The sequence below is a fragment of the Streptomyces phaeochromogenes genome (genome assembly GCF_001418655.1).
GTDB classification, from domain to species: domain Bacteria; phylum Actinomycetota; class Actinomycetes; order Streptomycetales; family Streptomycetaceae; genus Streptomyces; species Streptomyces phaeochromogenes.
The window spans coordinates 1-19,973 of record NZ_LIQZ01000063.1 but is presented as its reverse complement, the minus strand read 5'-3'; the positions used below and the strand labels follow the sequence as shown (position 1 = coordinate 19,973).

General features: G+C 70.3%; 21 protein-coding genes and 1 riboswitch. Of the genes, 12 read left to right on the top strand and 9 right to left on the bottom strand.

Annotated elements, in window-relative coordinates:
* Nucleotides 1-20 precede the first annotated feature (20 nt).
* Together AOK17_RS48180 and bcp are read right to left on the bottom strand one after the other, a co-directional pair.
* Nucleotides 21-1,049 carry an HNH endonuclease signature motif containing protein gene (locus AOK17_RS48180; RefSeq protein WP_245697062.1) on the bottom strand — a complete coding sequence of 343 codons (1,029 nt, stop codon included), beginning with the start codon at nt 1,047-1,049 and terminating at the stop codon, nt 21-23.
* 184 nt (nt 1,050-1,233) lie between these two features.
* Nucleotides 1,234-1,701, bottom strand: a complete 468-nt coding sequence (bcp, locus tag AOK17_RS09085) for a thioredoxin-dependent thiol peroxidase (protein WP_055611833.1) — start codon at nt 1,699-1,701, stop codon at nt 1,234-1,236.
* Nucleotides 1,702-1,857: 156 nt separating this feature from the next.
* Here bcp and AOK17_RS09080 point away from each other — a divergent pair, with 156 nt between their 5' ends.
* The 3 genes from AOK17_RS09080 (at nt 1,858) to sugE (ending at nt 3,116) form a co-directional block, all read left to right on the top strand.
* Nucleotides 1,858-2,196, top strand: coding sequence for a DUF3618 domain-containing protein (locus AOK17_RS09080; protein WP_055611832.1), 339 nt, complete (start codon nt 1,858-1,860; stop codon nt 2,194-2,196).
* A 128-nt stretch (nt 2,197-2,324) separates the two neighbouring features.
* Nucleotides 2,325-2,627, top strand: coding sequence for a GroES family chaperonin (locus tag AOK17_RS09075; protein ID WP_055611843.1), 303 nt, complete (start codon nt 2,325-2,327; stop codon nt 2,625-2,627).
* A 56-nt stretch (nt 2,628-2,683) separates the two neighbouring features.
* Nucleotides 2,684-2,753, top strand: a riboswitch (guanidine-III (ykkC-III) riboswitch).
* A gap of 42 nt (nt 2,754-2,795) precedes the next feature.
* The gene (sugE, locus tag AOK17_RS09070) at nt 2,796-3,116 is read left to right on the top strand and encodes a quaternary ammonium compound efflux SMR transporter SugE (RefSeq protein WP_055611831.1); all 321 of its coding nucleotides are present in this window, start codon (nt 2,796-2,798) and stop codon (nt 3,114-3,116) included.
* Between the two features lie 54 nt (nt 3,117-3,170).
* Here the strand turns inward: sugE and AOK17_RS09065 are convergent, their stop codons facing one another.
* The gene (locus AOK17_RS09065; protein WP_107102335.1) at nt 3,171-5,582 is read right to left on the bottom strand and encodes a transglycosylase domain-containing protein; all 2,412 of its coding nucleotides are present in this window, start codon (nt 5,580-5,582) and stop codon (nt 3,171-3,173) included.
* 199 nt (nt 5,583-5,781) lie between these two features.
* Here AOK17_RS09065 and AOK17_RS09060 point away from each other — a divergent pair, with 199 nt between their 5' ends.
* The 4 genes from AOK17_RS09060 (at nt 5,782) to AOK17_RS09045 (ending at nt 9,401) form a co-directional block, all read left to right on the top strand.
* Nucleotides 5,782-6,591, top strand: a complete 810-nt coding sequence (locus AOK17_RS09060; RefSeq protein ID WP_055611830.1) for an ABC transporter permease — start codon at nt 5,782-5,784, stop codon at nt 6,589-6,591.
* A 61-nt stretch (nt 6,592-6,652) separates the two neighbouring features.
* A complete protein-coding gene (locus AOK17_RS09055) occupies nt 6,653-7,456 on the top strand; it encodes an ABC transporter permease (protein ID WP_245697065.1) in 804 nt (267 codons plus the stop codon).
* 6 nt (nt 7,457-7,462) lie between these two features.
* A complete protein-coding gene (locus AOK17_RS09050; protein ID WP_055611828.1) occupies nt 7,463-8,476 on the top strand; it encodes an ABC transporter ATP-binding protein in 1,014 nt (337 codons plus the stop codon).
* A gap of 10 nt (nt 8,477-8,486) precedes the next feature.
* Nucleotides 8,487-9,401, top strand: coding sequence for a DUF1707 SHOCT-like domain-containing protein (locus AOK17_RS09045; protein ID WP_055611827.1), 915 nt, complete (start codon nt 8,487-8,489; stop codon nt 9,399-9,401).
* A 169-nt stretch (nt 9,402-9,570) separates the two neighbouring features.
* Here AOK17_RS09045 and AOK17_RS09040 read toward each other — a convergent pair whose 3' ends face one another.
* Entirely contained in the window at nt 9,571-10,887 is a 1,317-nt protein-coding gene (locus AOK17_RS09040; RefSeq protein ID WP_055611826.1) for an SGNH/GDSL hydrolase family protein, read from the bottom strand.
* 221 nt (nt 10,888-11,108) lie between these two features.
* Between AOK17_RS09040 and AOK17_RS09035 the strand changes: the two genes are divergently transcribed.
* Nucleotides 11,109-12,470 carry a DUF445 domain-containing protein gene (locus AOK17_RS09035; protein ID WP_055611825.1) on the top strand — a complete coding sequence of 454 codons (1,362 nt, stop codon included), beginning with the start codon at nt 11,109-11,111 and terminating at the stop codon, nt 12,468-12,470.
* A 32-nt stretch (nt 12,471-12,502) separates the two neighbouring features.
* On the opposite strand, the gene AOK17_RS09030 is transcribed toward AOK17_RS09035, so the two are convergent.
* Nucleotides 12,503-13,252 carry an SDR family NAD(P)-dependent oxidoreductase gene (locus AOK17_RS09030; protein ID WP_055611824.1) on the bottom strand — a complete coding sequence of 250 codons (750 nt, stop codon included), beginning with the start codon at nt 13,250-13,252 and terminating at the stop codon, nt 12,503-12,505.
* A gap of 104 nt (nt 13,253-13,356) precedes the next feature.
* Here AOK17_RS09030 and AOK17_RS09025 point away from each other — a divergent pair, with 104 nt between their 5' ends.
* Both AOK17_RS09025 and AOK17_RS09020 read left to right on the top strand, forming a co-directional pair.
* Nucleotides 13,357-13,965 (top strand): TetR/AcrR family transcriptional regulator, encoded by a 609-nt coding sequence (locus AOK17_RS09025; protein WP_055611841.1) that lies wholly within the window; start codon nt 13,357-13,359, stop codon nt 13,963-13,965.
* A gap of 217 nt (nt 13,966-14,182) precedes the next feature.
* Entirely contained in the window at nt 14,183-15,133 is a 951-nt protein-coding gene (locus AOK17_RS09020; protein WP_055611823.1) for an alpha/beta hydrolase, read from the top strand.
* A gap of 179 nt (nt 15,134-15,312) precedes the next feature.
* On the opposite strand, the gene AOK17_RS53530 is transcribed toward AOK17_RS09020, so the two are convergent.
* Nucleotides 15,313-16,401, bottom strand: a complete 1,089-nt coding sequence (locus AOK17_RS53530; RefSeq protein WP_055611822.1) for a PucR family transcriptional regulator — start codon at nt 16,399-16,401, stop codon at nt 15,313-15,315.
* Nucleotides 16,402-16,581: 180 nt separating this feature from the next.
* Here AOK17_RS53530 and AOK17_RS09010 point away from each other — a divergent pair, with 180 nt between their 5' ends.
* Complete coding sequence (locus AOK17_RS09010; protein ID WP_342671492.1) at nt 16,582-17,130, top strand: hypothetical protein; 549 nt, start codon at nt 16,582-16,584, stop codon at nt 17,128-17,130.
* Here the strand turns inward: AOK17_RS09010 and AOK17_RS09005 are convergent.
* Nucleotides 17,093-17,656: a protease gene (locus AOK17_RS09005; protein WP_055611821.1), complete on the bottom strand. Its 564-nt coding sequence runs from the start codon at nt 17,654-17,656 to the stop codon at nt 17,093-17,095. The two genes, AOK17_RS09010 and AOK17_RS09005, sit on opposite strands and share 38 nt — an antisense overlap.
* A gap of 177 nt (nt 17,657-17,833) precedes the next feature.
* Here AOK17_RS09005 and AOK17_RS09000 point away from each other — a divergent pair, with 177 nt between their 5' ends.
* The gene (locus AOK17_RS09000) at nt 17,834-18,787 is read left to right on the top strand and encodes a GlxA family transcriptional regulator (RefSeq protein ID WP_055611820.1); all 954 of its coding nucleotides are present in this window, start codon (nt 17,834-17,836) and stop codon (nt 18,785-18,787) included.
* Nucleotides 18,788-18,845: 58 nt separating this feature from the next.
* Here AOK17_RS09000 and AOK17_RS08995 read toward each other — a convergent pair whose 3' ends face one another.
* Nucleotides 18,846-19,148 (bottom strand): hypothetical protein, encoded by a 303-nt coding sequence (locus tag AOK17_RS08995; RefSeq protein WP_055611819.1) that lies wholly within the window; start codon nt 19,146-19,148, stop codon nt 18,846-18,848.
* Between the two features lie 110 nt (nt 19,149-19,258).
* Nucleotides 19,259-19,973: rhamnogalacturonan acetylesterase (locus AOK17_RS08990; RefSeq protein ID WP_055611818.1), on the bottom strand; the 715-nt coding region annotated here is incomplete at its 5' end.

Here is a 19,973-nt window from a genome sequence, read left to right as displayed (position 1 = left end):
AAGTGTACGGGGAGAACAGGTCACCCTGCGAGACGTGCCCTTCCCTTCTGGCGGCACCACGTCTCCGTCAGTGCATGGCAGTTGGGGCAGAGGTATCGCAGGTTCTCTCTGCGGTTGTCCCGCCAGTCTCCGTTGGCATGATCGATCTGCAGGGTAATCGGGCGACCCCGCCACTCACCGGTGTTGCCGCACTCCACGCATACGTACGGCACCCCGATCTCGATCAGGGCCCGGTGGAGCTGCGTCCTGTTGGTCCGTCCCGCTTGATCCGGCAGGACGACCAGTACCCGGTGTGCGGTCGATGACGGTGGTGGGCGATCCGGTAGCCCCCAGGCTCGGCGCTTGAAGTGGCTGGTGTCGAGATTCAGGCGCGAAGCGATGCGCCGAACGCGTCGGTGATTGGTGTCGTTGACTTCCATGTCGAGACCACGCATGACGTCGGCGTAGCTGCTGGAGCTCTGTACAAGGCTGCGCAGCCTGTCCTTGGGAATAGGGGCACGCCGGTATGAAAAGTGTCCGACGTCAATGCCCAGTGCGAGGAGCATCCGGCTCAACGTCGCGCGTGAACGACTGTCATCCGGGACGCCAAGTGTGCGGGCAACACCTCGCATGCTGGTTGACGTGGATGCAGCTGTCCGCAGCTCCTCCGGGGTGAAAGGCAGGTCCACGTCGGGGCGATCCATGCCGGGGAAGTGGCTGATGTCGATGCCCGCCGCACTGATGCGGCGTCGGATGTGGGAGAGCGTTCCTGTTGCTGGGGCGGCACCCAACTTTAGGGCCACTTCGCGCAGCGAGGACGACGCGAGGGCAGCTTCTGCAATGGCGGCGTCCGGGTACTTGCGCCATGGGCTTCGCTTGGCGAAGTGGCTCGTGTCGAGTCCGTGATCCGTTACTTTCCCCTGCAGTACACGCCGTTGGCCGCCACTTGTCCCGAGGCCGAGGCGTCGCATCAGGTCAGTCCAGTTACGGGCCTCGGCGACGACCGGTGCGAGCCGCTCCTTGCTGTACGGGTCTGGTCGTGGCATGCCGCGACCAGGGTCGGCTTTCATCGCTGGCTTCGGTGTGCTCCGCATACCCGCTTGCCCCTCCTGCCTCGACTGCCTGTTCGCAGTCCCGTACGGAGTAACGAACCGCTTATCGGATGGTCACGTCCGAACGTGGAACGGCCCGCGCCGCTTGTTGCGGTGCGGGCCGTTCTGATGCAGGTAATGCGGGGAGCCGGACCTCAGGGTTTCAGATCCCCAAGTCCTTGATGATCTTCGCCACGTGCCCCGTCGCCCGGACGTTGTACAGCGCCCGTTCGACCTTGCCCTCCTCGTCCACCACGATCGTGGAGCGGATTACGCCCATGTAGGTCTTGCCGTAGTTCTTCTTTTCGCCGTAGGCGGCGTAGGACTCGGTGACCGTCTTTTCGGGGTCGGCGAGGAGGGTGATCTTCAGGTTTTCCTTGTCGCGGAACTTGGCGAGCTTCTCGGGCTTGTCGGGGGAGACGCCGATGACGTCGTAGCCCGCGCCGGCGAGGAGCTCGAGGTTGTCCGTGAAGTCGCAGGCCTGCTTGGTGCAGCCGGGGGTGAGGGCGGCCGGGTAGAAATAGACGATGACCTTGCGGCCCTTGCGGTCGGCCAGGGAGACCTCGTTGCCGTCGGCGTCGGGCAGGGTGAAGGCGGGGGCGGTGTCGCCGGGCTGGAGTCGCTCGGTCATCTCGTTCGGTCTCCTTGCGAGGTGGTGGATTCGCACCCGAGCGTAATGGGGGTGCCGGGCGGTGCGCGGCGCGCGGAGCTGACAGACTGTCGACCAGAGAAAAGGCCGAAGAGAACAGGCCACGGGAAGAAACGACCACGACCACGGAGGCAGCGCGTGTCGGACACGTCGAGCACGCCGGACACCAGGACTCCGGCGCAGATCGAGGCGGACATCAAGCGCCGTCGCGAAACTCTCGCCGAGACGCTCGACGAGATCGGTGTGCGGGTGCACCCGAAGACCATCGTCGGGGACGCCAAGGCCAAGGTGGCGTCGAGCGTCGACCACACGCTCGGGCGCGCCTACGTCGGCGTCAACCGCGTCGTCGGCGATGTGAAGGGGCAGTTCGTGACGGAGGAGGGGGCGCCGCGTCTTGACCGCATCGTGCCCGTCGCCCTCGTCGTGGTCGGAGTCGTCGGACTGCTCACCCTGAGCACCAGGCGCCGCAGGGGCTGACCCGCCGTCACCCCGCCCGCACCCGCGAGCCCATCCCCGGTCGCACCCCACGTACGTACGAACCGTGTGAAGGCAGGTAGGTTCGAGACGTGAGCGAGAAGAACCATCACGACAAGTTGCCCATCCGGATGCTCCACGACCGTGTGCTCGTGCGGCAGGACACCGCCGAGGGCGAGCGCCGTTCCGGCGGCGGCATCCTGATTCCGGCGACGGCGGCCGTGGGCCGGCGGCTCGCCTGGGCCGAGGTCGTCGCGGTCGGGCAGAACGTACGGACCGTGGAGCCGGGCGACCGCGTCCTGTACGACCCGGAGGACCTTGCCGAGGTCGAGGTGCGCGGTACCGCGTACGTGCTGATGCGTGAGCGGGACCTGCACGCCGTGGCTGCGGACCGGTTCGAGGGCTCCGAGGACTCGACCGGCCTGTACCTCTGAAACAGAGGCCGAAAGCAGAGCAGGGGGCTGGTGACCGTAGTCACCAGCCCCTTTTGCTTGGCCTTTGCTACCTTGGAAGGACCCCGACGAGACGCGCCGTACCGGGACTCGAAAAGACGACGCACCCCTGTTGATCAACGCCTGTTGATCCGTTCACGGAGGTGCCTCATGGCCTGGGTCCTGCTTGTCGTCGCCGGTCTGCTGGAAGTCGGCTGGTCGATCGGTATGAAGTACACCGACGGTTTCACGCGGCTCGTGCCGAGCGTTCTCACCGGTGCGGGCATCGTCGCCAGCATGTTCCTGCTGTCGTACGCGGCGAAGACGCTGCCCATCGGTACCGCCTACGGCGTCTGGGTCGGCATCGGCGCGGCCGGGGCGGCGGTGTTCGGCATGGCGGTGCTGGGTGAACCCACGACCGCCGCCCGGATCTTCTTCGTCTGTCTGCTGCTGGTTGCCGTGGTGGGGCTGAAGGCGACCTCCGGTCACTGACCCCCGGACGTTGAGGGACGGCGCGCGGGGCCCCGAACTGCGGCGGCCTCCGAACTACGGGAAGCCGCCGAAGTTCGTCCCCGTGACCCCGTCGTCGCCCCCTGTTCCGTCCGTGGTGCTGCCCTCCGTCGTGCCGCCGTCGGTGGTGCCGCCGTCCGTGGTGGTGCCACCCGTGGGAAAGCCGGTGCCGCCACCCGTCGTCGCGCCTCCGGTGGTCGTGCCTCCGTCGCCCGTGGTGCCGCCGTCGGTCGTCGTCCCGCCGTCGCCGGTCGTGCCGCCGTCCGTGGTGGTGCCGCCGGTCTGGCCCTCGGTCGCGGGGGTCTCCTCGCCGCCGGTGGTGCCGCCGTTGTCCTGGCCGGCGTCCGTGCCCGGCTGGTCCTCGTCGGGGTCGGCGGGCGGGAGTTGCTGCTCCTCCGCGCCGTCCTGGAGCCGCAGGTCGAACTCCTGGGCGGAGGTGCCCTTCAGAGCGGCCTTCGTGTACTGGGCCCAGATCTGCGCCGGGTAGCCGCCGCCGTTGATGCGGGGCTGCCCGAGCGCCCCGTACAGCGACTTGTGCGCGCCCGTGTCGGGGTCCTGGCCCATGATGGCGACGACCGTGGCGAGGTTCGGGGTGTAGCCCGCGAACCAGGCCGCCTGGTCCTCCTCCGCCGTGCCGGTCTTGCCCGCGGAGGGCCGTCCGGCGGCCTGCGCGGCCGTGCCGGTGCCGCCGTCGACGACGCTCTGCAGGACCGAGGTCGTGGTGTCGGCGGCCTCGCGGCTCACGGCCTGCCAGGTCTTGCGCCCGGGCAGGTCCACCACGTCCGAGCCGTCCTTGGTGATCTTGTCGATCATCGTGTACGTACCGCGCTTGCCGTGGTTGGCGAGGGTCGCGTACGCCTCCGCCATGTCGAGGACGCTGGCCGTGGCCGGGCCGAGCGCGATCGACGGGGACGCCGTCAGGTCGGGGGTGTCGGACGGGATGCCGAGGCCGACGGCCGTCTTCTCGACCTTCTCCGGATCGACGTCCACCGCCATCTGCGCGTACACGGAGTTCACGGACTTGTCCGTGGCGGTGCGGACCGAGATCTGCCCGTACGAGACCTGGTCCTCGTTCTCCGGGGCGTACGTGCCGCCCTCCCAGCCCTGTACGGGGCGCTTGTTGGTGCCGTCGTAGACGGTGTTCGGGGTGATCGTGCGGCCGTCCTGCGTGGTCGAGTCGTTCTGCACGGCCGCGGTGAACACGAACGGCTTGAAGGTGGAGCCGACCTGGTAGTCCCGGCGGGTCGCGTTGTTGTAGTACTGCTTCGTGTAGTCGATGCCGCCGTACATCGCGAGGACCCTGCCGGTCTTCGGGTCGATGGAGGCGCCGCCCGCGCGGACGTAGTTGTCGACCTTGCGGTCCTTCTTGTCGAGCTTCTCCATCACCTGGTCGTTGACGGCCTTCACGAAGGCGTCCTGCTTGGGCTTCTGCAGGGTGGTCGTGATGCGGTAGCCGCCGGCGTTCAGCTCGTCCTCGTCGAGGATCTTGTTGTCGGTGAGGTAGTCGTTGACGGCCTTGACGATGTAGCCGCGCTGTCCGGACATGCCGGCCGCGATCACCGTCTGCTTGGGCTCGGGGAACTTGATGCCCGAGCGCTCGGACGCGGTGATCCACTTCTTCTTGACCATGCCGTCGAGGACGTAGTTCCAGCGGGCCAGCGCCGCGGGCTTGTTCTCGGGGTGGGCCACGACGTCGAACTCGCTCGGCGCGTTCAGCAGCGACGCCAGGTAGGCGCCCTGGCCGACCGTCAGGTCCTTGGCGTCGACGCCGTAGTAGGCCTGGGCGGCGGCCTGGATGCCGTACGCGTTGCGGCCGAAGTAGCTGGTGTTGAGGTAGCCCTCCAGGATGTCGTCCTTGCTCTTCTCGCGGTCCAGCTTGATCGCGATGAAGAACTCCTTCGCTTTCCGGGTGACCGTCTGCTCCTGGGCCAGGTAGTAGTTCTTCACGTACTGCTGGGTGATCGTCGAGCCGGACTGCTTGCCCTTGCCCGTCGCGGTGTTCCAGCCGGCGCGGATCATCGCCTTGGGGTCGATCGCCGACTCGCTGTAGAAGTCGCGGTCCTCGGCGGCCAGCACCGCGTGCTGGGCGTCCTTGGAGATCAGCGCCAGCGTCACGTTCTCCCGGTTGACCTCGCCGTCACGGGCGAGCTGGCTGCCGTCCGAGTACAGATAGACGTTGCTCTGCTTCATCGCCGCCGAGTTCGCGGCCGGGATCTTCACCAGGTAGTAGCCGAGTGCGAACAGGCCGATGAGCAGCAGGAGCCCGGTGAGGACCGTGCCGAGCACCATCCGCCAGGTCGGGATGAGCCGTCCCCATCCGGTGCGCTTCTGGCGCTTGGGCTTCTTGCCGGGTGTGCCGGGTGTCTCCGGTGCCGCCGCTGCGGCGGGTCCCGGTTCCCTCGGTGCCCAGCCCTCGCTCGGCTGCTGCGGCTGCGGCTGGTCGTTCATGTTGTGCCGGACTCCCGTTTCGCGTCATACGTCTCGTACGCCCTCGTACGCCTTGTGCGCCCCTCCTTGAAGACTGTCGCACCCGGCGATTCGTTCCCGGCACGTGGCACGCGTCCTGCAGAGAAAATGCGTGGCACGCGGTACGGCCCCGGGACTAGGCTCCTGCGTTTTGGCTCGGACCGGTCGAAGGGGGCCCGACGTGGGGACTTGGCGGTTGTACACGGCCGTCGCGGCGGGCGCGTTCCGGCGGTACGCGACCTATCGGGTGGCCACCGCCGCGGGCGTGTTCACCAACACCGTCTTCGGGCTGATCCTGGCGTACACGTACATCGCGCTGTGGGACGAAAGGCCTGGCCTCGGCGGGTACGACCAGTCCCAGGCGGTGACGTACGTGTGGCTCGGGCAGGGGCTGCTCGCGGCGGTCGCGGTGATGGGCGGCGGTTTCGAGGACGAGCTGATCGAGAGAATCCGTACGGGTGACATCGCGATCGACCTGTACCGGCCCGCGGACCTCCAGATGTGGTGGCTGGCGGCCGACGTGGGGCGGTCCGCGTTCCAGTTGCTGGGGCGTGGTGTGGTGCCGATGGCGTTCGGGGGGCTCGTGTTCCATCTCGCGCTGCCGGCCGACGCCGGGACCTGGCTGGCGTTCCTCGTCGCCGTCGTCCTCGGTCTCCTGGTGAGTTTCGCGATCCGCTATCTCGTGGCGCTGCTGGCGTTCTGGTTCATGGACGGGGCGGGCGTGCAGCAGCTGGCCGTGCTCGCGGGGCTCTTCTTCTCCGGGATGACGCTGCCGCTGAACGTCTTCCCGGGCGCCCTCGGCGAGCTGGCCCGGGCGCTGCCCTGGTCGGCGCTGCTCCAGGCCCCGGCGGACGTACTGCTCGGCGAGCGCACCGGCTTCGCGCTGTGGCGTACGTACGCCTTCCAGGCCGCCTGGGCCGTCGGGCTGCTCGCGGTGGGGCGCATGGTCCAGTCGGCGGCGACGCGCAGGGTGGTGGTCCAGGGTGGCTGACCTTCAGGCTCAGGAGAGGCACGACGCGCACCGCGGCTTCCCGCCGACCGGTCGCTCGCGGGTGGTGGACGGGCTGCGGGCCTACCGGCTGATCGCCTGGATGTGGATCCGCTCGACGATGGCGTACCGCGCGTCCTTCGCGATGACGGTCTTCGGCAACTTCGCGGGGACCGCGCTCGACTTCGTGGCGATCCTGCTGATGTTCTCGCGGGTCGACGAGCTCGGCGGGTACTCGCTGGGCGAGGTGGCGTTCCTGTACGGGCTGTCCAGCGCCGCGTTCGGGCTCACCGATCTGGCGCTCGGCTCGGTGGACCGGCTCGGGCAGCGGGTGCGCGACGGCACGCTCGACACGCTGCTGGTGCGGCCCGCGCCGGTGCTCGCACAGGTCGCCGCGGACCGCTTCGCGCTGCGCAGGCTGGGCCGGATCACACAGGGGCTGCTGGTCCTCGGGTACGCGCTCGTCGTGGTCGACATCTCCTGGACCCCGCTGAAGGTGCTGATGATGCCGGTGATGGTGGTCAGCGGGGCCGCCATCTTCGCGTCGGTGTTCGTGGCGGGCGCGGCCTTCCAGTTCGTGGCGCAGGACGCGTCCCAGGTGCAGAACTCCTTCACGTACGGCGGCACCACGCTGCTGCAGTATCCGCCGACGGTCTTCGCGAAGGACCTGGTGCGCGGGGTGACGTTCGTGGTGCCGCTGGCCTTCGTCAACTGGGTGCCCGCGCTGTACGTGCTGGACCTGCCGTACCCGCTCGACCTGCCCGAGTGGGTCGCGTTCCTGCCGCCGCTGGTGGCGGTCGTCTGCTGCGCGCTCTCGGGGGTCGCCTGGCGCGCGGGTCTTCGTTCGTACCGGAGCACGGGGAGTTAGCCGCACATGGACACGCAGACGGACACACAGAAGGACTTCGGCCCCGCCGACGATCACGGCGACGACTTCATTCGCCTCGACGGCGTGGAGAAGGTCTTCGACGTACGCAAGAAGACCGGTTTCATGCGCAGCGAGCGGCGGCAGGTGCGGGCGGTCGACTCGATCTCCTTCGCCGTGGCGCGCGGCGAGATGGTCGGCTACATCGGGCCGAACGGTGCGGGCAAGTCCACCACGATCAAGATGCTCACGGGGATCCTGACTCCGAGCGGCGGACGGCTCCGGGTGGCGGGCATCGACCCCTCGCGCGAGCGCACCCGGCTCGCGCACCGCATCGGGGTGGTGTTCGGGCAGCGTACGACCCTGTGGTGGGACCTTCCGCTGATCGACTCGTACCGGCTGATGCACCGCATGTACCGGATCCCGGACGCGCGGTACGCCGAGAACCTCGACCGGTGTGTCGAACTCCTCGAACTGGCCGAGCTGTTGGACGTTCCCGTGCGGCAGCTGTCGCTCGGGCAGCGGATGCGCGGGGACATCGCGGCGGCGCTGCTGCACGATCCGGAGGTGCTGTACCTGGACGAGCCGACGATCGGGCTCGATGTGATCAGCAAGGCGAAGGTGCGGGAGTTCCTGCGGCACCTCAACGCCGAGCAGGGCACCACCGTCCTGCTCACCACCCACGACCTGACCGACATCGAGCAGCTGTGCCGGCGCGTGATGGTCATCGACCACGGGCGTCTGATGTACGACGGGCCGCTGACCGGGCTGCACGAGATCGGCGAGAGCGAGCGGACGCTCGTGGTGGACCTGGAGCGTGAACTCCCGCCCATCGAGGTCGAGTCGGCGCGGGTGGTGAAGGTCGAGGGGCCGCGGCAGTGGCTCGCGTTCCCGGCGGCCCAGTCGGCGGCGCCGCTCGTGGCGCGGATCGCCGCCGCGTATCCGCTGGTGGACCTGTCGGTGCGGGAGCCGGACATCGAGGCGGTCATCAGCCGCATGTACGCGGAGAAGGCAACCTCGTAGGCTTCTGTCCATGACGGACGAACTCCCCGATGAACATCCCGACGGGCTTCCCGAACTGCGCGCCTCCGACGCCGATCGTGAACAGGTCGCCGAAGTGCTGAGGGACGCCGTCGCGGAGGGGCGCCTCGACATGGAGGAGTTCGAGGAACGTCTTGAGGCGACGTACAAGGCGCGTACGTACAAGGAGTTGGCGCCCATCACGCGGGATCTGCCCGCGCCCGGGGTGACTCCGCCTCCCGTTCCCACCGTTTCCATGGTCAAGCAGCCCGCGGGGGCGGGCGGCTGGGCGGGCCGCATCGTCGGCGGTGACGGTTCGTCCCGGTGGGGTGTCGCTGTCCTGGGCGGGTTCGAGCGCAAGGGGCGCTGGACCATGCCGAAGCGGTTCAACTCCTTCGCGTTCTGGGGCGGCGGTGTCATCGACCTGCGCGAGGCGAACTTCGCCGACGGCGAGGTCGTCGTCAACTGCGTCGCGATCATGGGCGGGATGAGTGTGATCGTGCCGCCCGGCGTCGAGGTCCTCGTCCGCGGCATCGGCGTCATGGGCGGCTTCGACCACAGTGAGGAGGGCGTCGAGGGCGACCCCGGCGCCCCGCGTGTCGTCGTCACCGGGTTCGCCTTCTGGGGCGGTGTCGGTGTCGAGCGCAAGGTGACGAAGGCCGAGCGGCTCCGGCAGAAGGAGGAGCGGCGGCTGGAGAAGCTGGAGCGGAAGGCCGCGCGGCAGGAGGAGTTGGAGGAGTCCCGGCGCCGGGCCCTTGAGGGCTCCGGCTCCGGCGACTTGGGTCATCGGGACTCGCTGGATGAGGCGCGGTCCATTCACCGGGCCGCGATGGAGCAGCACCGGGAGTTGATGCGGGAGCATCGGGAGGCTCGGCGGGAGGAACGCCGCGAGCGGCGGGACGACCGGCGGGACCGGGACCGGGACTGATCCCGGGACCGATCCCGAGCCCTTGCCCTAGCCCGAGTGCTTCCGCGGGTGGGTTGTCGGGTGCGGGTCCGTCGTGGCTGGGTGCGCAGTTCCCCGCGCCCCTAAAAGCAAGGGGCGCTGCCCTCGCACCCCTGAAAGCAAGGGGCGCAACCCTCGTGCCCCTGAAAGATCACAGCTCCGCCGGGGCCGAGCCCTTCAGGTCGTTCAGGTTGAAGACTTCCGCCATGCGCTTGTAGCCCTTGTCGCTGGGGTGGAGGTGGTCGCCGGAGTCGTAGTCGGAGCGGAGGCGGCGGGGGTTGTAGGGGTCGCGGAGTGCCTTGTCGAAGTCGACGTAGGCGTCGTAGACCTTGCCGGCGCGGATCTGGGCGTTGACGGCCTGGCGGGTGTCCTCCAGGTGCGGGCGGTAGCCGCGGTGGCCCTGGAAGGGCATCAGCGTGGCCCCGACGACCCGCAGGCCCCGGGCGTGGGCCAGGCGCCTCAGTTCGCGCAGTCCGGCGGTGATCTTGTTCGCGTCGGTCTGCTGGGGCGTACGGAGGATGTCGTTGACGCCGAGGGCGACCACGACCGCCCTGACGTTCGTACGGCCGAGCACGTCACGGTTGAAGCGGATCAGACCGCTCGGGTTCTCGGCGGGCCGGCCGAGGCCGCTGCCGAGGACGCGGTTTCCGCTGATGCCCTGGTTGACGACGCTGTAGCGCGGCCCGTCCGAGTTGTCGCGCAGCCGGTCGGCGAGGACGTCCGTCCAGCGCCGGTTCTGGCCCACGGACGAGGTCGAGCCGTCGGTGAGCGAGTCGCCGATGACGACGACCGTGCCGTCCGACTCGTTGCTCAGCACGTCCAGCGCGGTCACATAACGCCAGTACGGCGTCTGCCCGGTGTACGCGGTGCCTGTCACGTCCTCCGTGAGGTCGCCCTCGGCGGTGTACGAGATCTGCCGCGCCTGCGGGTGGATGGTGACCGGCCCGGACGGGGTCGGCGAGTACGTCGTCACCAGCACGTCCGTGTCGTGCGGGACGAGCAGGCGCACGGCGTCGCTGACCACCTGCTGCCCGGCCGGCACGATCACCGACGGGCTGCCGCGGAAGGTGAGGCGGCGCATGGTGCCGGCAGCGGCGGCCGGGTTGTTCGCGGTGGCCGCGACGGCGACCGAGGCGTGCGTGATGCTGAGCGGCTGCTGGCCGTAGAGGTTGGACAGGGTGATCCGGGCCGCGGAGCCGCCGACGCCGACGTGCACCACGTTGCGAACCGAACGGCCCGCCATTCCGTTGGCCTCGGTGCCGGGCTCCGCCCCGGACGGGGACGCCGACCAGGCGCCGACCCAGGTGCCGACGGACGCGGGGGCCGCCGAGTTGTGTGGCGTGCCGCCGCCCACGAGCGGCTTCTCCTCGCCGTCGTCGGCGGCGACCCCGACGTATATGGCGGCTGAGATGACCACGACTACGGCGACGATCGCGGCCAGCAAGGCATAACCGTGACGCTTGGTCATGCGGTGCAAGTCTCCTCGGGCAGTGGGAGCCCGAGGCTCCGATGTGATGACCCCATGATGAGGCATGGCGTGGGGGGAAGCAGACAGGGCCCCCATTGCCCCCGCCGCCCGTATCCATTTTTTCTGGCCCCGCCCGGCAAGACGCCGGGAACTCCTGTTCCGTTCCAGTAGTCGGTCAGGTTGGGACAATGTGTGTGGGGGACAGGGAACGGGTGGAGCGGATGGAAAGCGCGAAAGCGGATCAAACGGATGGAGCGGGGCCCGAAGGGCAGCATGCCCGGCCCGGCGGTGCGGCGAACCGCACGGTGCCCGGGCGCGCGATGAACTCGTTCAGCCCCGCGGACGAGGAGAAGTTCCGCGGGGTGCGCCGGATGAAACTCACGGCGACGGGCCTGCTGCTGTTCGTCGCCGTCGTCTACGTACTGGCCAAGTGGGCCGGGAACTCCGGCGCGGGCGCCTGGACGGGCTATGTCGCGGCTGCCGCCGAGGCCGGCATGGTCGGCGCGCTCGCCGACTGGTTCGCCGTCACCGCGCTGTTCCGGCATCCCCTGGGCATCCCCATCCCGCACACCGCGATCATCCCCACGAAGAAGGACCAGCTCGGCGTCTCCCTGGGCGAGTTCGTCGGGGAGAACTTCCTCTCGCGGGACGTCGTACGGCAGCGGCTGCGGGCCGTCGGCATCGGCAGCCGCCTCGGCACCTGGCTGGCCGATCCGGATCACGCCGACCGGGTGACCGCGGAGCTGGCCACCGCCCTGCGCGGCGCCCTCGCCGTGCTGCGCGACTCGGACGTGCAGGCCGTCGTCGGCGAGGCCATCAACCGGCGGGCCGACGCCCAGGAGATCGCCCCCGGCATAGGGAAGATGCTGGAGAAGGTCGTCGCGGACGGCGGCCACCGGCGGGTCGTCGACCTGATCTGCGTACGCGCCCACGACTGGCTCGTCTTCCACAACGACCAGGTGATGGACGCCGTACAGGGTGGCGCCCCCGGCTGGACCCCGCGGTTCGTCGACAAGCGGGTCGGTGAGCGCGTCTACAAGGAACTGCTGCGCTTCGTCACCGAGATGCGCGACATGCCCGCCCACCCGGCGCGCGGCGCCCTCGACCGCTTCCTCACCGACTTCGCCTCCGACCTCCAGTCCGACACCGACACCCGCGCCCGGGTGGAGAACCTCAAGCGGGAGGTCCTCGGCCGCGGCGAGGTCCAGGACCTGATCGCGTCCGCCTGGTCCTCCGTACGGCTGATGATCGTGTCCGCGGCGGAGGACGAGCGCAGTGAACTGCGGCTGCGCGTACGGGCCTCGCTGCTCTCGCTCGGCGCGCGGATGGCCACCGACGCGAAGCTCCAGGCCAAGGTCGACGGCTGGGTCGAGGGGGCCGCGGTGTACGTCGTGACGACCTACCGCGACGAGATCACCTCGCTCATCACGGACACGGTCGCGGGCTGGGACGCCGAGCACACCTCGAAGAAGATCGAGGCGCATATCGGGCGTGACCTGCAGTTCATCCGGATCAACGGCACGGTGGTCGGCTCGTTGGCGGGGCTTCTGATCTATGCGGTGTCGAGGGCGTTGGGGGCGTAGCGCTCCGCGGGGTGCGCGGGTTCGTCTGCGGGTCAGATCTGGTTCTCACCGCCGTCGACGTACAGGTTGGCTCCGAGGACGAAGGTGCTCTGCTCGGAGGCGAGGAACGCCACCACGTCGGCGACCTCGTCCGCGCGCCCGATCCGGCCCAGTGGGACCCCCGCGGCGAACTGTGACTTGGTGACGGGTGTGTCCGGGGTGTCGACCACGGCATCGAGCCCAGGAGTGTCGATCGTGCCCGGGGAGATCGCGTTGACCCGGACGTTCCGGTCCTTGAGCTCGTTGGCCCAGGTCCGGGCGAAGGACCGGATCGCCGCCTTGGAGGCCGCGTACGTGCCGAACGACGCGACACCGTCGTCGGCGCGCACCGACGAGTTCAGGATCACCGACGCGCCCTCGTTGAGCAGCGGCAGCGCCTTCTGCACCGTGAACAACGTGCCCCGCACGTTGACGCCGAAGGTCTGGTCGAAGTGCTCCTCGGTGACCTCCTCCAGTGTCGCGAACGACGCGGCGGCGGCGTTCGCGAAGACCACGTCCAGGCCTTGGCCGCGGGCGCGGACCGCGTCGTACAGGCGGTCCAGGTCGGCCAGGTCGGAGATGTCACCCGCCACCGCGGTGGCCCTTGCCGGGCCGATGGCAGCCACGGCCTTGTCCAGTTCGGCCCTGCGCCGGCCGGTGATGAACACGTGTGCGCCCTCGCCTGCCAGCCGTACGGCGGTGGCCAGGCCGATCCCGGTGCCGCCGCCGGTGATGACGGCGGTCTTGCCTTCGAGCTGTCCCATGGCGACTACCTCCACGAATTTCAGTACCGATCGGTACTGATCGGCGCCGAACGAGAACGTAACACATCTGCACCGACCGGTACGGAAGAGGTATGGTTGCCCGCATGGCGACGCGACAGAAGGCACCGATCGGCCGGCCGAGAGGGTTCGACGCCGACGCGGCCCTCGAACAGGCCATGCGGGTCTTCTGGGAGCAGGGCTACGAAGGCGCCGGCCTCACCGACCTGACCAACGCCATGGGCATCACCCGCACCAGCATGTACGCGGCCTTCGGCAACAAGGAGGACCTGTTCCGCAAGGCCCTGGAGCGCTACACCGAAGGCCCCGCCTCGTACGGGGCCCGGGCCATGCGGGAGCCGACCGCCCGGCAGGTGGCCACCGCGTTCCTCGCCGGTTCGGTTCGGGCCACCACCAGCCCCGGCTGCCCCGCCGGGTGCCTCGGCGTCCAGGGCTCCCTCGCGGCCGGCGACGCGGGGCGCAGCGCCCGCGACGCCCTCGTCGTCTGGCGCAACGAGCACGTCGCCCTCCTCCGCGACCGGTTCCAGCAGGCCGTCGACGAGGGCGACCTGTCCCGCGACGCCGATCCCGGAGCACTCGCCCGCTACCTCATGACCGTGGCGAACGGCATCGCCGTCCAGGCTGCCGGCGGCACCACCCGCGACGAACTGCAACTGGTGGCCGACATGGCCCTGCGAAGCTGGCCGTCCGCCTGACGGCCCCCTCACGACCGGAGCCGGACCGCGGCCTCTCGCTGAACCGGCCGCCCGTGGGCACAGGCCCGTACGGCTGTCGGGCAGCCCTCCCGGATTCCCCGACGCCCGTCGGGTGACCTGCGAGGATGCGCCGTGTCACCGTTTCCGGAACGACGCAGCGACGTGACGGCGCAGAGCCGCGACGACCACGGGAACGCGCGTCGAATCGGAGGACGAGATGACGACCTACCCCCTGGACCCGGAGCTTGCCGCGGTCGTGCCCATGCTGCCCAGGGCCGACACCTCGGACCTCGAAGGCGCCCGGGCCGAGATGCTCGTCGGCATCACCGCGGCCCTTGAGGAAGTGGACGCCACCGGCGTGGACGTCTTCGACGTGGTGGCGCCCGGGCCGGAGGGCGCCCCGGACGTCCTCCTGCGCGGCTACCGCCCACAGGGCGTCGAGGGCCCGCTCCCGGTGATCTACGACATCCACGGCGGCGGCTTCATGCTGGGCAGCGTCGAATTCGACCACGGCGTCAACGTGGCGCTCGCACGGGAGTTGGGCGCCGCCGTCTTCTCCGTGGAGTACCGGCTCGCCCCCGAGAACCCGTACCCGGCCGGCCTCGAAGACGCGTACGCCGGACTCGTCCACATCGCCAAGAACGCCGCCGAACTCGGTGCCGACCCCGCCAGGATCGCCCTCTTCGGCATCAGCGCGGGCGGCGGTCTCGCGGCCGGTCTGGCGCTGCTCGCCCGTGACCGGGGCGGGCCCGCGATCGTCTTCCAGTACCTCGGCATACCCGAACTCGACGACCGCCTCGACACGCCCAGCATGCGGGACTTCACCGATACGCCCCTGTGGAACAGGCCCAACGCGATCATCAGCTGGGACGCCTACCTGGGCAGCGGGGTGCCGGGCGGCCCCGACGTCCCGGTCTACGCGGCTCCCGCCCGGGCCGGCGCCGAGCAGCTCGCGGGGCTGCCGCCCGCGTACATCTCGGTGATGGAGTTCGATCCGCTGCGGGACGAGGGCATCGACTATGCGCGTGCGCTGCTCGCGGCCGGGGTGAGTGTGGAGTTGCATCTGTTCCCGGGGACGTTCCATGGCTCGGCGATGGTCACGCACGCGGAGGTCTCCCAGAGGGATGCGGCGGAGGCGGTTGCTGTGCTTCGGAGGGCGTTGCGGTAGCGCTCCGCTGGGTGGGGCGGGGAGGGCAGGTCGTTTGTCAGGTGCGGGTGTGCTGTCGCTGGTCGCGCAGTTCCCCGCGCCCCTGAAAAGCGCCGGTTCCGCCGTGGCTCTTGCGCAGTTCCCCGCGCCCCCAAAAAAAGCGCTGGTGGCGCCGTGGCTCTGACGCGGCGCCAGGCGCCCTAACTCTCGTCCGCCAATCGCATCGCGTACAACGCCAGTTGGGCCCTGAAGCGGTCCCGTGGGTCGCTCAGGCGGTAGCCCAGTGCTGTTTCGACTCCTGCCAGGCGGGCGGCGACCGAGCTGTGGTGGAGGTGGAGGTCGGTGGCGGCGTGGCGGAGGGAGCCGGTGCGCAGGAAGGCGGTCAGGGCGGCAAGGGCCGCCGGGCCGCCCTTGCCCTCCGCCAGTTCGGCCAGGGCGCGTACGTCGGGCTGGGCCCGCAGCCGGTCCACGGGGATGTCGGCGAGCAGCGCCACCGGCCCGAGGGTGTCGTGGTCGACGACGGCCTCGTCGGGCAGCCCCGCCACATCGACGGCGAACCGCAGCGCGAGCCGCGCCTGCGCCCAGGAGACCCCGGCGTCCAGGGCGGGAGCACTGCCGCCGACCCCGATCCGTACGCCCTCGGCACCGTGCTCACGCAAGAACGCCCGCAACTCGTCGGCGGCCGAATCGGCACCCGGCGCCAGCGCCACGGCGAGCGGCCCGACCGCGGCGACCCGCACACCGGGACGCAGTTCGCGCCGCCCGAGCACGGCCACCGAGGAGGCCCCGGCGACGGCGACCACCCGCAGCGGCTGCTCGGGCACCAGGCCCAGCAGGCGCAGCGCCCGCGCCCGGTCCTCGACGGCCTCGCGCTCCGACAGCACCCGCTCGACCAGCGCCGGGTCCGCCACCTGATGGGGCGCGCTGTCCTGCTCCCGGCCGCCGTGTACGACGCCCGCGGCGATGGCCATCCACTCCAGCACCAGCTCGTCGAAGGGCCCCGGCGCCCCTGCCCGCTCCAGCCACACCCGGCCGCCCGGCGCGAACTCGGCGCTCCCGGAGACCGTGCCGACAGGCCCCGCCGGTATGGTCCCGGCCGGCCCGAACCGCACCACACGCCCGCCCACCTCAAGGCCCGCCGGACATTCGGCCAGCCCCGCCGTGGACCGTACGAGCGACTCGGTGTCGAGCCGCCCGGCCCCGAGCAGCGCCTCGAAGTGCGCGATGACCCGCAGCGCCGCCGCAGCGTCCGCGTCGAGGGCCGACAGCCGTAGCAGCAGTCCCTTCATGACCTGGGAGTCTAGGCCGCGGGCGAGGCGTACGGACCGGTCGTGCGCCCCCGCTGTACGGCTGCACAGCTGTGTTGCCATGCGGTCGCCTGGGCGGCTGGGCGGCTGGGCGGAAGGGCCCAGCGATCTGAGTACGCGTACTCTGTCGGCCCCATGTGCGTCTGAGGAACTCTCGTTCCCATGACCCCCATGACCGAGAAGCTGCTGGGCCTGCTGTCGAAGCGCCCCTGGACGGAACGCTGGCTGACCCGCCTGCTGGGTGCCGCCCTGTCCTCGGCGGCGTACCTTCTCTGCCTGCCCTGGGATCTGCGCAACCGCCCCGAGTCACCCGGTTCGACGACCGAGACGACCCCGGTGTCCGTCCTCGGCGTCGCGGCCCTGGCCGTGACCCTGCTCCTGCTGGCCGTGTACTTCGGCCGCCGCGACGCCCTCGCTTGGCCCCTGCTGGTGGTGGCGGCGCCCCCGGCGACACTCATGTACCTCTCGTTCCGCACGAACCCCGAGCCGCCGGACGCGTCCCTGTGGCCTCTGACCTGGGCGTTCTCCACGCTCGTGATGGCGGCGGGGGTACTCGTCGTCGCGTCCGTCGCCCGCCAGTTCAGGGAGGACACGGGAGACTCGACGGACGGGCTGGTGTTCTCCCACTCCTCGTCGGGAGCGTCCTCGGGAACGGGCGGCGGCTCCTCGGCGGTCAGGCGCCCGTCGTTGAACCCGGGCGCACGATCATGAGGATCGTGACCGTGGCCCAGAGCAGATTGAAGATGCCGGTGAACATGGCGAGCCGGACGGTGGCGCGGGGGTTCGCGGCGACGCCGGTGGATGTGGTGGTGTCCGTGGCGCCCATGGGGGCGCCGGCGCCGGTGGCGACCTCGGTGGTGGCGGTGACCTCGGTGGTCGCGTCCGCCCCGGCCGCCGACTCCACCGCTTCGAGGAGTTCCTCCTGACGCGGCAGCACCAGCGCCAGCAGGACCGCCGCCGCGATCCCGGTCAGGGCCATCGAGGCGATCAGCCAGGCGTCACCGAGTACGCCCATGCTCATGGCCGTGGCGAGACCGAGTACGGGAACGGCGATGCCGAGGCCCGCGTACACCCGGCAGATCCGGTGCAGCAGCCGTAGCGTCTCCGCCGCCCGCTGGTCCTCCGGATCGGCGAGGGCGCGGCGCGCGCCGGGCGGGAACATGCTGGCCGCCACGGTGACGGGCCCGACGGCGACGATCGCGGCCAGGACATGGAGAACGAGGAAGAACTTGGTCACGAGGGGACGGTAGGCGGCGTACCGGATCTTGTGGAAGTGGCGGTATTGCCAGGGTTCAACGGATTCTCGCCAGCCGCCTCGCCGGCCCTGCCGGCAGGCCCTGCCGGGGTCACATGGGCCTCCAGGCCGCCGATACCCCCTGTTGGCCAGAACCCGCGCTACCCCTACCCTTTTGCCATGCACACAGTGGCCGTACTGGCGCTGGACCAGGTCATCCCGTTCGACCTCTCCGCACCGATCGACACGTTCAACTGGGCCCGGCTGCCGGACGGCCGCGCGCCCTACCGGGTCAAGGTCTGCTCGGTGGCGGAGGAGGTCAGCGCGGGCCCGTTCAACGTACGGGCGCCATACGGGCTTGAGGCGCTGGCCGAGGCCGACACGATCGTGGTGCCGGGCACCGCCGACCCGACCGTGCCGCTGCCGCCGGGCGTCGCCGAGGCCCTGTGCGCGGCGGCGGCGAACGGGACGCGTATCGCGTCGATCTGCGTCGGCGCGTTCATCTTCGCCGCCACCGGTCTGCTGGACGGACAGCGGGCGACGACCCACTGGATCGCGGCGGCGGACCTGGCGGCGATGTACCCGAAGGTGACGGTCGACCCGAACGTCCTCTACGTCGACAACGGCCAGTTCCTCACCTCGGCGGGCGCCGCCGCGGCGATGGACATGTGCCTGCACATGATCCGCCTGGACTACGGCTCGGCCGTCGCCGCGCACGCGGCCCGGATGTCCGTGATGCCGCTCGAACGGGAGGGCGGGCAGGCCCAGTTCATCGTCCACGCCCAGCCGCCGGCCCCGGCCGGCACGACGATGGAACCCCTGCTGAGCTGGCTGGAGGAGCACTCCGACCGCGACCTGACCCTGGACGACATCGCGGCCCGGGCGGGCACGAGCGCCCGTACGCTCAACCGCCGGTTCCGCGAGCAGACCGGCACCACGCCCCTGCAGTGGCTGCATCTGGCGCGGGTGCGCCGCGCCCAGCACCTCCTGGAGACCACGACCCACCCGGTCGAACGGATCGCGGTCCAGACGGGCTTCGGCTCACCGACGGCCTTCCGCGACCGCTTCAAGCGGGTCGTGGGAACGAGCCCGCAGGCCTACCGGAGAGCGTTCCGGGGAGCGCCGGTGGGATAAGGGTCCGGCCCTCCCCGGGACGGCCCCGAAAGGAGAAGGAGCAAGAAGGGACACGCCCTCAGCCGCGCCGGTCGGCCACCGCCCAGGACGCCAGCGCCACGGCCCCGGCGACACCGAACACCGCAGGCCAGGCGCCCACCTTCTTGGCGAGCGGATGCGATCCGGCGAACCCGGCGACGTACGCGACGGTCAGCGCACTGGCGGCACGCCCACCGGCCTGCTGCCGCCACTGCCGCGCGGCAGTGGCCCCGGCGACGGCGAGTACGGCCCCGCCGAGCTGCCGCTTCCCGGTCCAGCGGGCGACCCCGTACCCACCGATGAGCCCACCCGCGGCCACCGCCGCGGCCGGTACCTTCGCCATCACTGCCTCCTGATGCTGCTTCCGGACGGAATCCCGGACGGAATCCCATCCGGAAGCCCGTGGGCAATCTCGTCCGGAATTCTGTCCGGTCAACCGAGGCTAACCGGCCCCTACCGGACGCCCGGCACCACCTCTCCCGAGATCGGCAGCCCCAGCCCCGCCACGGCCCGGGAGACCAGCCGGGCCATCTCGACCGCGCCCCGCTCCTGGAAGTGGGTGTTGTCCTGGACCCCGTTCGGGAAGTTCGGGTACTGCCCCGCGGCCAGCCACAGGAAGATCCCCTTGGACCCCTCGATCCCGACCCCGTCGAGGTAGACCCGGCTGGCCGCCGCGAGGTCGACCAGCGGAGCCCCCTCCTCCCGCGCGACCGCCTTCGCGGCGTCCACGTACGCAGGGAAGGAGACGTTGAACTTCCCCGTCGACGCGTTGTACGAGCGCCGCGACACCGGCGTCACGACGACCGGGGTCGCGCCCCGAGCCCGGGTCGCCCGGATGTAGTCGTTGCGCAGGTACTCCTTGTAGTCGGCGGGAGACGTGTACCGCTCCGGATTGCCCACGGTCGCGTCGTTGTGCCCGAACTGCACGAAGAGGTAGTCACCGGCCCTGATCACCTGATGGATCGCGGCCAGCCGCCCCTGCTCGATGAACGACCGCGAACTCCGCCCACCGATCGCATGGTTGGCGACGGTGATGTTCGAGCTAAGGAACGACGACAGCTTCTGCCCCCAGCCGGCCTGGGGGTAGTAACGGGAGTTGTACGTCTGAGCGGTGGAGTCACTGGCGATGTACACGGTCCCGGTGGCCGCCGCGGCGGCCACCGGGACC

Coding starts and splice junctions, on each gene's coding strand:
- AOK17_RS48180 (WP_245697062.1), bottom strand. CDS start 1,049: ATGAAAGCCGACCCTGGTCGCGGCATGCCACGACCAGACCCGTACAGC.
- bcp (WP_055611833.1), bottom strand. CDS start 1,701: ATGACCGAGCGACTCCAGCCCGGCGACACCGCCCCCGCCTTCACCCTG.
- AOK17_RS09075 (WP_055611843.1), top strand. CDS start 2,325: ATGCTCCACGACCGTGTGCTCGTGCGGCAGGACACCGCCGAGGGCGAG.
- sugE (WP_055611831.1), top strand. CDS start 2,796: ATGGCCTGGGTCCTGCTTGTCGTCGCCGGTCTGCTGGAAGTCGGCTGG.
- AOK17_RS09065 (WP_107102335.1), bottom strand. CDS start 5,582: ATGAACGACCAGCCGCAGCCGCAGCAGCCGAGCGAGGGCTGGGCACCG.
- AOK17_RS09050 (WP_055611828.1), top strand. CDS start 7,463: ATGGACACGCAGACGGACACACAGAAGGACTTCGGCCCCGCCGACGAT.
- AOK17_RS09045 (WP_055611827.1), top strand. CDS start 8,487: ATGACGGACGAACTCCCCGATGAACATCCCGACGGGCTTCCCGAACTG.
- AOK17_RS09040 (WP_055611826.1), bottom strand. CDS start 10,887: ATGACCAAGCGTCACGGTTATGCCTTGCTGGCCGCGATCGTCGCCGTA.
- AOK17_RS09035 (WP_055611825.1), top strand. CDS start 11,109: ATGGAAAGCGCGAAAGCGGATCAAACGGATGGAGCGGGGCCCGAAGGG.
- AOK17_RS09030 (WP_055611824.1), bottom strand. CDS start 13,252: ATGGGACAGCTCGAAGGCAAGACCGCCGTCATCACCGGCGGCGGCACC.
- AOK17_RS09025 (WP_055611841.1), top strand. CDS start 13,357: ATGGCGACGCGACAGAAGGCACCGATCGGCCGGCCGAGAGGGTTCGAC.
- AOK17_RS09020 (WP_055611823.1), top strand. CDS start 14,183: ATGACGACCTACCCCCTGGACCCGGAGCTTGCCGCGGTCGTGCCCATG.
- AOK17_RS53530 (WP_055611822.1), bottom strand. CDS start 16,401: ATGAAGGGACTGCTGCTACGGCTGTCGGCCCTCGACGCGGACGCTGCG.
- AOK17_RS09010 (WP_342671492.1), top strand. CDS start 16,582: ATGACCCCCATGACCGAGAAGCTGCTGGGCCTGCTGTCGAAGCGCCCC.
- AOK17_RS09000 (WP_055611820.1), top strand. CDS start 17,834: ATGCACACAGTGGCCGTACTGGCGCTGGACCAGGTCATCCCGTTCGAC.
- AOK17_RS08995 (WP_055611819.1), bottom strand. CDS start 19,148: ATGGCGAAGGTACCGGCCGCGGCGGTGGCCGCGGGTGGGCTCATCGGT.